The organism is Acinetobacter legionensis (genome assembly GCF_048552295.1).
GTDB lineage: Bacteria > Pseudomonadota > Gammaproteobacteria > Pseudomonadales > Moraxellaceae > Acinetobacter.
This window is the reverse complement of record NZ_JBIMCW010000039.1, coordinates 20838-31795: the sequence shown is the minus strand read 5'-3', so window position 1 is coordinate 31795 and position 10958 is coordinate 20838. Positions and strand designations below refer to the sequence as shown.

The 10958-nt window shown below is 38.5% G+C and carries 9 protein-coding genes and 1 pseudogene; 6 read left to right on the top strand and 4 right to left on the bottom strand.

Features of this window, described 5'->3' with window-relative positions; all coding sequences use genetic code 11:
• Positions 1–99: 99 nt before the first annotated feature.
• From ACG916_RS19970 to ACG916_RS19955, 4 genes and pseudogenes are all read left to right on the top strand, one after another.
• A pseudogene (locus ACG916_RS19970) lies at positions 100–315 on the top strand (ATP-binding protein); the annotation flags it as partial.
• A 113-nt stretch (positions 316–428) separates the two neighbouring features.
• A complete protein-coding gene (creD, locus tag ACG916_RS19965; protein ID WP_419330573.1) occupies positions 429–1841 on the top strand; it encodes a cell envelope integrity protein CreD in 1413 nt (470 codons plus the stop codon).
• Positions 1842–1910: 69 nt separating this feature from the next.
• Positions 1911–2135: a hypothetical protein gene (locus ACG916_RS19960; protein ID WP_004823676.1), complete on the top strand. Its 225-nt coding sequence runs from the start codon at positions 1911–1913 to the stop codon at positions 2133–2135.
• 59 nt (positions 2136–2194) lie between these two features.
• Positions 2195–2551, top strand: coding sequence for a RidA family protein (locus tag ACG916_RS19955; RefSeq protein WP_244014406.1), 357 nt, complete (start codon positions 2195–2197; stop codon positions 2549–2551).
• 60 nt (positions 2552–2611) lie between these two features.
• On the opposite strand, the gene ACG916_RS19950 is transcribed toward ACG916_RS19955, so the two are convergent.
• The 4 genes from ACG916_RS19950 to ACG916_RS19935 all read right to left on the bottom strand — a co-directional run bounded on the left by ACG916_RS19950 (position 2612) and on the right by ACG916_RS19935 (position 8350).
• Positions 2612–3136, bottom strand: a complete 525-nt coding sequence (locus tag ACG916_RS19950) for a DUF2726 domain-containing protein (protein ID WP_004823674.1) — start codon at positions 3134–3136, stop codon at positions 2612–2614.
• A gap of 431 nt (positions 3137–3567) precedes the next feature.
• A complete protein-coding gene (locus tag ACG916_RS19945) occupies positions 3568–5973 on the bottom strand; it encodes a YgiQ family radical SAM protein (RefSeq protein ID WP_239044698.1) in 2406 nt (801 codons plus the stop codon).
• A 267-nt stretch (positions 5974–6240) separates the two neighbouring features.
• Positions 6241–7461, bottom strand: a complete 1221-nt coding sequence (locus tag ACG916_RS19940; RefSeq protein ID WP_239044697.1) for an MFS transporter — start codon at positions 7459–7461, stop codon at positions 6241–6243.
• A 235-nt stretch (positions 7462–7696) separates the two neighbouring features.
• The gene (locus tag ACG916_RS19935; RefSeq protein ID WP_004823671.1) at positions 7697–8350 is read right to left on the bottom strand and encodes a response regulator; all 654 of its coding nucleotides are present in this window, start codon (positions 8348–8350) and stop codon (positions 7697–7699) included.
• Positions 8351–8728: 378 nt separating this feature from the next.
• On the opposite strand from ACG916_RS19935, the gene msuE reads away from it, so the two are divergent.
• Together msuE and sfnG are read left to right on the top strand one after the other, a co-directional pair.
• Complete coding sequence (gene msuE, locus ACG916_RS19930; RefSeq protein ID WP_004723461.1) at positions 8729–9466, top strand: FMN reductase; 738 nt, start codon at positions 8729–8731, stop codon at positions 9464–9466.
• Positions 9467–9512: 46 nt separating this feature from the next.
• Positions 9513–10631: a dimethylsulfone monooxygenase SfnG gene (gene sfnG / locus ACG916_RS19925; protein ID WP_034614949.1), complete on the top strand. Its 1119-nt coding sequence runs from the start codon at positions 9513–9515 to the stop codon at positions 10629–10631.
• Positions 10632–10958: the final 327 nt, after the last annotated feature.

The following is a 10958-nucleotide window of genomic DNA, read 5'->3' as shown; positions in this document are numbered from 1 at the left end:
ATGACCAGCTACCACAACAAAATAAGGTAGCTTAACTAGAGCAGAGTATCACTTATAAATAAGCTTTTAGTTGTTCAAACATGTGGGACCACCTCTTGGATTCCAGATTATGCACTTACGCAAGTGTTTGATACTTATTTTTCCTTGCCTCGTCCGATTAGCCAGCAACGCAGTTCTGGTATTGGACTGAGCATTGTTAAACAGGTCATTGAACAACACCATGGACAGATTCACATTGGCAATATTCAAGGAAATGAAATCACCATCTTACAACCCCACCAAAAAGGTGTATTGGTAAAAATTCAATTGCCTTAGCACGGCCAAACTTCACTTAAAATTCATATAAAAAACCGATACACCTCAAACAAAGCACATTGCTGTTTCGCACACTCAACACTGACAAAAAACAACGGCGAAGGAAAACAGCGATGCGCTCCAACTTTATTACATTCAAAATTATTGCAATCGCAATTTTAGTTGCCTTATTTTGGATAGGCTTACTCTTTATTACCAGTCTGGTCTCAGAACGACAAGATTATCAACGGGCATTTCTGAAAGAAATTGCACAAAACAATATTAGTCCTCAAACCGTGATTTCACCGTATATCCGTGTGCCCTACAATGAGCAAAAAAACTGCCTCGATGAAAAAAAGGTGGCCTATTTGTGTACTGAGGAACAATGGCTATATATCAGTGCTGACAGCACACAATGGTCATCCAACTTTAATGTTTCGGACAACACTTATAAACGTACCATCTATCGAGCAATTAGCTATACCGCCAATCTCATGGCCAAAGGCGTATTCCAAAAACCAACACTTGAAAAGAAAGATTACCAATGGGACCGAGCTGAAATTATCTTCCCTGTACATGATCCTCGTGGCTTAGATACACAACCGAGCTTAAACATGCTCAATAAAACTTATGCCTTTGAAATGAGTGCTCAAGGGAGTAACAGTTCTGGTTTTGATTTTATGTATATTTCTGCAAAAAAATATCCTGAATTAATCAATGCCATTCAAAATGGTTTTACTTTTGATTTAACCGCCAATATTACGGGTCTGGGGAAATTCACCCTGATCCCAACCAGTCGTAGCGTCACTTATCAGGCCAAAGGCAATTGGGCGGATACCAAATATTCAGGACAAAACTTACCTTTTGCAAAAACCAGTACACCACAACAATTCACTGCACAATGGAAAAATATTGCTTTAGGTCATCAAAACATCAGTAAATTGATTGATTGCGACAACAATGAGTGTATTCGCCAGTTTAGTAATGGCTATTTTTCCCAAGAGCCAGCTTATATGGGTGAACCTGTTCAAAGTATTGGTTTATCGACAGAATTCCTAGAATCAGTCAATGTCTATACACAAACAGATCGTGCGATTAAATACGGTATCGTGATTATCATCATCACCTTTGCTTGTTTCTTTCTATTCGAAGTGCTTAAAAGCTTACGGATTCACCCCATTCAATATTCTTTGGTGGCGATGGCTCAAGTGGTGTTCTTTGTTTTACTGCTTTCGATCAGTGAATACTATGCCTTTGCATGGGCTTATTTCGTTGCTGGAATCGCCTGTGTCGGGCTCATGAGCTGGTACTTATACTATGTGATGAAAGGTTTTAAAGCCGCGGGCCTATTCAGCATCATCCTGAGTTCACTTTATGCCGTGATGTATATGCTATTGCAATCTTCAGGCAAAACCTTCCTGATCGGCTCTATCATTTCATTTGTTTTACTTGCTGTAGTGATGTTTATTACACGGCATATCGACTGGTATCAAATCAACAATAAGCCTGAACAAAAACTCAAATCCTATACGCCCCCTCAAGCTTGATAACGGCACAGTGAATAGCTCAAAGCGATTCACTGGCTTTAAAATAGATTCTAAATAATAGGTATTTCAATGAATATTTCCATACTACAGGAGCAACAAAACTTTAAGCAGTTGCAACAACTTTGTCCTCTGCAATGTTCAATTGCATTTTGTTTAAATCAGTTACGTGGTGCGCAAATTCAATTTTTAAATTTAGGCAATTTCATTATTTGCCCAGAATATAACTGTTTGATTATTTTTAAGTATAAAATCCTCATTCGTATAGATAGATTCACCAACAAGCAACAAAGTTAATTTGCAGATTGTAAATGATGACGTAAAATTTAAAACATAAACAAACTTTGAGAATGATCATGACTGTACAACGTTTGCACGTAGAAAAACGCTTTTCTGAAATCGCAATTTCGGGAAATTTAGTTCACTTGGCGGGTCAATTGGCTACGGATTTAAGTTTGGATATCAAAGGGCAAACTCAACAGACCTTAGATATCATTGATCGTTTTCTTACAGATGCGGGCACAGATAAAAAGCATATTATGTCTGTGATGATTTTTTTAAAAGATATCGAAAATGATTATGCAGGAATGAACGAAATCTGGGATACATGGTGTTCAGATATGCAAGCTCTGCCGAGAACTTGTGTAGAAGCAAAGCTTTATCGACCTGATGTTTTAGTTGAAATGACGGTTGTTGCGGTCAAACCAGAATAAGCTCGTTATTTAATTTTTGGAAAGCGTAAAAAATGCATGTTTAAACATGCATTTTTTTGATTAGCTATATGCGCGATTTGAGTACAGATCAAACTTCCCCAGTACATGTTCCTCCAACATTTGCGAATGGTTCATTTCTGAAAATTCTGTTAAAAAATCTTCTCGCAAATCCTGATATTCTGGAATTCCCATATAACGAATCACGCGATAACCTGCTGACTGTAACAAAGCATCTTCATAGGTATTTTGATTCGAACGCTTAATCGCATTGGTATCATCTAAAGCAATCACAGCTAAAACTTTATAATCTTTGTCCAGCACAACAAAATTTGCAAACATTTGCTGATACTTACGACGTGTATGTAAATATTTTGTCGTTAACAAGGCATCAAAAGATACATGAGCCAAGATATTGGCTTCAGGTAAAATTTCTTTTAAACGCGTAAACGTAATTTGTTCATGTGAGTTAAATACTGCTCTTCTTCGTAAAGCACTATCTGCTTGTTGCTTATTTTTCAATCCTTTATAAGCAGCACCAATCACGACAGCAAGTAATATCAAACTCGCAACGATTATCATGTCCATTTTTCATTTCCTAATTCTTTATTATAATTTGGTCTACGACCAGTTCTTGTGTATCAAAGATACTATTTTTAATCAGTTCAATTTTGTAATATGCCAGACGCATTCTCATATTTGCTTTTTCAAAATAATCAAATAAATCACATTTTTAACTTATTTATTGAACTATTATTTGTTTTATTCACTTGGTATTTCAACCAAATGAATTGAATTGCACCTCATATATAGCGTGTATTGAATGCGAATACAACTGAATTTAATGAATCTTGCGTACTATTGTAGGACAAGGATATTCGAGAATTGTGTGTTTTTAGTACACTAAAGTTTTCAACAGTTTACAGAGAGTTATCCACAGTTGCGTATTTTTATTATTCAATTGCTGATTTAAGAAAGGATGCTTAGGCATCCTCTCTTATTACTATTTCAAACAGCACTTAAGCTCTACTTCTTGACTTAGACTTTGTTTTGCTATTTCCAGCAAATGGTTTTTTATCACCCGTTTCACGCGGCGGTAAACCTGTATGTTGCGTCAATATTTGACCACGTTCAGGGCGCTTTTTGGTATTGGAAGGACGCGATTGCGTTTTCGCCTGTGAGTTACGGCTATCCCCAGTACGCTTTTGCGAATCACCGTCTACAGTCGAGTTTTTCTTACGCGCAGATTGGTATTGTCCTTCTGTTCCTTGCGGTTGATAAGTTGGAATTAGATGATGCTTAGAATTACCAATCAAATCTACCCGGCCCATTTCACGTAATGCATCACGTAGTAATGGCCAGTTGTTTGGATCATGGTAACGTAAGAAGGCTTTGTGTAAACGACGACGCTTTTCACCTTTGACAATATCCACACTTTCGGTATAACGAGCCACTTTGGCCAACGGGTTTTTCCCAGTGTGATACATCGTGGTCGCTGTCGCCATTGGTGATGGATAAAAGGTTTGCACCTGATCGGCACGGAAGCCATTTTTCTTAAGCCAGATCGCAAGATTCATCATGTCATAATCCGTTGTTCCCGGATGCGCAGCGATAAAGTACGGGATTAAATACTGTTCTTTACCCGCTTCCTTACTAAAACGATCAAACATCTGTTTAAAGCGATCATAGGTTCCGATTCCCGGTTTCATCATCTTCGACAATGGACCTTTCTCGGTATGCTCTGGAGCAATTTTTAAATAACCGCCAACATGGTGTTGAACCAGTTCTTTGACATATTCAGGGTTCAATACCGCAAGGTCATAACGTAAGCCTGAACCAATCAGAATCTTTTTGATGCCTTTTAATGAACGTGCTTTGCGATAAAGTTGAGTAAGTGGCGCATGGTCAGTATGTAAATTTTGACATACACCTGGATACACACAAGAAGGTTTACGACAGTTCTTTTCAATCTCAGGATCTTTACACTGCAAGCGATACATGTTTGCAGTTGGGCCACCTAAATCTGAAATGATGCCTGTAAAACCTGGGGCTGTATCACGAATTTTTTCAACTTCACGTAAAATTGATTCTTCTGAACGGTTTTGAATAATACGACCTTCATGTTCGGTAATCGAACAGAATGTACAACCACCAAAACAACCACGCATGATATTTACAGAGAATTTGATCATATCAAATGCAGGGAAACGCGCTTCACCATAAGCTGGATGTGGTAGACGCGCATAAGGCAAGTCAAACACATAATCCATTTCTTCGGTGGTCAATGGAATCGGCGGTGCATTTAACCATACATCACGTTCACCATGCTTTTGTACCAATGCACGAGCATTCCCGGGATTGGTTTCAAGATGCAAGATGCGGTTGGTATGTGCATAAAGTACAGGATCGGTTGCTACTTCTTCAAAAGCAGGCAAACGAATCACAGCCAATTCACGCGGCGGTAATTTATGTTTAATTGCTTTAGATGTCGGCAATAAACGTACAATCTGGGTATTCTCATCCAGTTGATCACCTTCACGAACAACTGGATTTGCCACCAATTCTTTTTGGAAATTTTGATATTGGGTTAAAGAATTTCCTTTACCTTGTTCAATTTCACAACCATCTAAATCTTCAGTCATTACATAAGGATTGATGATTGGATCAACACGACCAATCGCATCGACATCATTCGATGCAATTTCAACAAACTTGGCTTTAGAAACACGATTAATTTTATTGACGATAAATGCAGTACCACGAACATCGGTGATTTCATGAATTTTTTCGCCTTTGGCAAGACGATGCATAACTTCAACAACAGACCGTTCACCATTGCCATACATCAATAAGTCTGCTTTGGAATCCATCAGCACTGAACGACGAACTTTGTCTGACCAGTAATCATAATGTGCAATACGGCGTAATGATGCTTCGATACCGCCCAATAATACGGGTACATCAGGAAATGCTTCACGACAACGCTGACAATATACAGTTGCAGCACGGTCAGGACGTTTATTGGGTAGATTATCTGGTGAATATGCATCATCAGAACGGATTTTACGGTCAGCCGTATAGCGGTTGATCATAGAATCCATATTACCCGCGGTCACACCCCATGCAATATTCGGTTTGCCTAATACTTTAAATGCTTCAGCAGAAGTCCAATCTGGTTGTGCAATAATCCCGACACGGAAACCCTGTGCTTCAAGCGTTCGGCCAATAATTCCTGAACAAAACGATGGATGATCGATATAAGCGTCACCACATACGAGGATAAAGTCACAACTATCCCAACCGAGTTGATCCATCTCCTCGCGTGACATTGGCAAAAATGGTGCTGGTTCAAAGCACGATGCCCAATATTTGTCATAATCAAACAACGCAGTAGGCGCTGTCTGAGCAGTATAAGCGGTCGACATGGTGAGTTTCTCGATTGGCAGTTGGCGATCGGGAGAGATCTAAAATGAAAGTTGATCATTTTACCATGAATTTTACTCATGTTGTTTGATTAAAAAGTAAACATATCTTCTTGGTCTTCTATTTAGTCTGTTATTGATAGCTTTTTAAGATGTTAAATGTATTCGTCATACGTTATAAAAGGAAAATTGACCTATCATGATGGATTGTTTAAAAGCGCAGATAAATTGAATAGAAAAGCTTATTTAACACTATTTAGATGCAGCCGCTCATACTTTTGCCTGATCTTTATGCTGCGTTTGATTGAGTTTTAAAGCCACCAAGAGCCCGATACAAAGTACACAAGTCATCGTAACTGTTAGGCCAAACCATCCATATTTTTCCCAGACTAAACCACTACTGCTGCCCAAGAAACTTGAACCAAGATAATAACAAAATAGATAAAGCGAAGAACCGACTGCACGATATTGTAAGGATTGTACCGATACCCAACTGCTTGATGTGGAATGGGCGGCAAAAAATGAAAACGTGAAAATCAATAGACCAATCAAGATCACCCATAGTGATGGAATCAGCATCATCCATAACCCCAGAATCATGCTTGAGAACATCACAATCAGTACCTTACCTCGTCCAAATTGACGACTCCAACTGGCTGCACGAGGTGAACTATAAATGCCAGATAAATAGGCAATCGAAATCAAACCAATCCAAGTTTGTGACAGTTCAAAAGGTTTTTCTAACAGATGATAACTCATGTAATTAAACACGGTCACAAAGCATCCCATCAGAATAAAACCTTCGACAAACAATAATCTGAGCTTTGGGTCAGAAAGATTTTTCTTAAAGGATTCGATAAAACGTGTGAATTGAATAGGATAAGATTTAAAGTGTTTAGAGGCAGGTAAGGCTATGTAAAATGTAATCGCGATCAATAAATTAAGTAGACCAATAATCATCGTCGCAGTTTGCCAAGAGATATAATCCAGCAATACCCCTGCAATCAAACGCCCGCCCATTCCCCCTATTGCTGTCCCTGAAATATACAGTCCCATGGCAAAGCCAACATCCTTTTGTGCAATTTCTTCACCGATATAGGTCATTGCAACAGAAGCAACACCACTGACAGCCAAGCCAATCATCATGCGTGTTGCAAGAAATATTTCCCAATACGGTAAAAACGAACTTAGCAATAATAAGCTTGCCGTGGAAAATAAGGAAATGGCCATGATCTGCTTACGACCATAACGATCTGAAATCAGTCCTGCAAAAAGAAGCCCTAAGGCTAAGGCAATGGTGGAAAATGAAAGCGGGAAACTACTATGGGTTGGCGTAACATGAAAAAAACTTGCCAAAAACGGCATCATCGGCTGAACACAATACAACGATGAAAATACAGCAAAGCCAGCTAAAAACAATGAAAGTAAAATTGCGATAAAAGGCCGAGTGCCATACTCAATATAAGCTGTAGATTCAGGTGCTTCAGACATAATTATTCCTCATGTCCGTTCAGTATACGCCTATTTTTAACTCTTGATAAAAGCTAAAGTTTTATTACAGACTATGTCTTGATGATTCAAATAAGATATGAATCTTAAATATTTGATTTAAAAATAAAATTACATGAGAAAATGCAGAAATTAGAAAATAAAAAAGAGCATATTTTTAATACACTCTTCTCGTAATTTTTCAATATATTGAGGTTAAATTTAACCCGCAAAAATCTTAAACTTTTCGTTCTTCAATATTGAGTGCATTGATTGCGAGTACCGCTTGAGTACGGTTCTGTACACCTAATTTACGAAAAATTGCCGTCACATGCGCTTTAATGGTCGCTTCCGAAACATCAAGTTCATAAGCAATTTGCTTATTCAATAAACCTTCTGCAACCATCATCAATACACGGAACTGTTGAGGTGTTAACGATTGAATACGTTCAGCTAAAGCGGTTTCATCTGCAGCACGCGGATCAAAATTCATATTCGCTGCGGGTAAGTTTGGCGGTAACCAAATATCACCATCCAGCACTTGGCGAATTGCTTCCCCAATATGGCTTGGATGCGCAGATTTAGGAATATAGCCCATTGCGCCATGTGCAATTGCACGTTGAATAATGGACGCATCTTCGTGAGCAGAAACCACAATAATAGGAAGTGCAGGATACTGTGCACGAACATGTACCAATGCAGAGAAACCCGATGCGCCTGGCAGATTTAAATCCAACAAGACGAGATCTGGTTCTGGACCATTTTCCAAACGCTCATAAAATTCATTAACAGCCGCAGTTTCACTAATTTGAGCCTGTGGCAAACTATAACGAACCGCCTGAATTAACGCATGGCGAAACAGTGGATGATCATCAACGATTAAAATATTCATAAGCGAAGCGAGAGATCTCTAGCGCAGTTATTTCATTCTAACCGCACTATTGCTATTTAGGATACGTAAATATTAACGAATTTTTGAATAATTTGTCGGCTTTAATTAAAATTCCCTACAATCTTTAGGTCATTTATCGAAATTAAGATTTGAATATCACTTTTAAATATAAAATAAACAGTTAAAAATGAATTACTTATTAATTTTAAGAATATTATTTAACTTCAAATACTTAAAAGACGAAATCGTGCATTATTCAAAGGCTTTCTGGTTTATCTTAAAAACAGATAACCAATCTGTTTTTCATTATTTTACAGCGCTTCGTCAAATATAGATTAATGAATGGCATTCCGAGATTCAATTTATTAGGTTGCCAACATGTCTATTTATACTCAACAAAAACCATTAAATATTGTTGCTGTTTCAGGGGGATTAAATAACCCTTCAAAAACCGAAAGTTTAGTTCAAGCGATTTTAGATGAGCTGGGTCAGGCAACACCGATTCATGTTCACTTTATTAAATTCAGTGAAATAGGCCATTTGTTAGGGGGCGCAATTTATCGCAACCAACTGCCACAACGTGTTCAAGATGACTTAGCTGCCGTAGAAGCAGCAGATGCGCTCATCGTGGGAACACCTGTTTATCGCGCATCATTTACTGGTTTATTTAAACATTTCTTTGATTTTGTTGAACAAACAGCGCTAGTCGATGTTCCTGTATTGCTTGCTGCATCGGGTGGTAGTGACCGTCATGCTTTAGTTCTAGAGCATCAGTTACGTCCATTATTTAGCTTCTTTCAAGCGCAAACGCTGCCTATTGGTGTCTATGCAACAGATCGTGACTTTACACCTGAGTACACCATTAAAAGTGAACACATCCAAGACCGTATCACTTTAGCTGTCGCACGTGCATTGCCAATTTTAGAATGGGCACCTGCAAAAGGTCAGCGAGCAGAAGTGGTCAAAGCCAAAACAGAACAAGCCAATCAAAATTTAGGCATCAACAAACAGATTGAGCAAGATGATGTGCTTCCTTCCGCGGCGATACCAGACTTGGATGCGGCAGAGTCTCGTCTACATGCAAAATCCAAAACACCACAATCACAGGTTGCTTAAGCGCAACCTTGTTATGAATAAATCATAAAAAATTGAGGGTTATGATATGTCACAGTTTTCATCGAATAATGGCCAAGCAATTCGATTTGCCTATTGGGTTCCCAATGTCAGTGGCGGCTTAGTGGTCAGTAATATTGAACAACGGACAGACTGGAGCTATGACTACAATGTCCGTTTGGCACAAGCTGCCGAAAAAAGTGGTTTTGAATATGCCCTCACCCAAATTCGTTTTACCGCAGGGTATGGCGCTGAAAATCAACATGAATCTGTGAGTTTTAGTCATGCACTTTTAGCCAAGACTGAAAAATTAAAAGTGATTGCAGCAATTCTTCCGGGACCATGGAAACCTGTTTTAGCCGCAAAACAGTTGGCGACCATTGACTATCTGACCAATGGGCGTATTGCGATTAACGTGGTAAGTGGTTGGTTCCGTGGCGAGTTTGATGCTATTGGTGAGCCATGGCCTGAACATGATGAACGCTATGTTCGCTCAGAAGAGTTTATTCGTACGTTAAAAGGTATTTGGACAACGGATAACTATAGCTTTGATGGTAAATATTATCAGTTTAAAGACTACACTTTAAAACCAAAACCTTTGCAGAAACCCCATATTGAAGTATTCCAAGGGGGAAGTTCACGTGCTGCACGTGACATGGCTTCGCGTGTTTCGGATTGGTACTTTACCAATGGCAATACACCTGAGGAACTCAAAAAACAAATCGATGATATTCGTGAAAAAGCCAAGCTAAATAACCACTCAGTCAAAATCGGGGTTAATGCTTTTATCATTGCTCGTGACACTGAAGAAGAAGCTAAAGCAGTGCTACAAGAGATTATTGACCAAGCCAATGTTGAAGCGGTCAATGCCTTTGGCGATGCAACCCGTGAAGCAGGCGCAGCATCTAAAGAAGGTGAAGGTAACTGGGCAAAATCAACCTTTGAAGACTTGGTGCAATATAACGATGGCTTTAAAACCAATCTGATTGGTACACCACAACAAATTGCCGAACGTATTGTTGAGCTCAAAAATGTAGGGGTAGATCTGGTGTTATCTGGCTTTTTACATTTTATTGAAGAAGTTGAATATTTCGGTGAAAAGGTCTTGCCTTTGGTTCGTCAAATTGAAGAAGCGCAAAAAGATCAAATTACTGCAAAATCAGCTTAAGGTTTATCTCTTCATTGATGGTGCTGTGAAAACAACAATAAATAACTAAAACAGCTTTGCAGCTTTCCCTCTTGACTCGGCTTGAGGGATTTTTTTTAGAATAAATAAAAAGTATTTATAAAAATAGAATCGTATAAATCAGTACAATTATCCTTATATAAATTAGCCTACTTTTGCTTTTTGTTTTATTGAATCATCGAGTGTATTTGTTCTATACATATACTCAACAACCGCAATCTTGGAAAAAATTTCTTTCAACTTTAAAATACGCCCTTTTTGTAGCATAGATGGAAAAAGTGGGCATGGTAGTTTTAAATAAAACAAAAA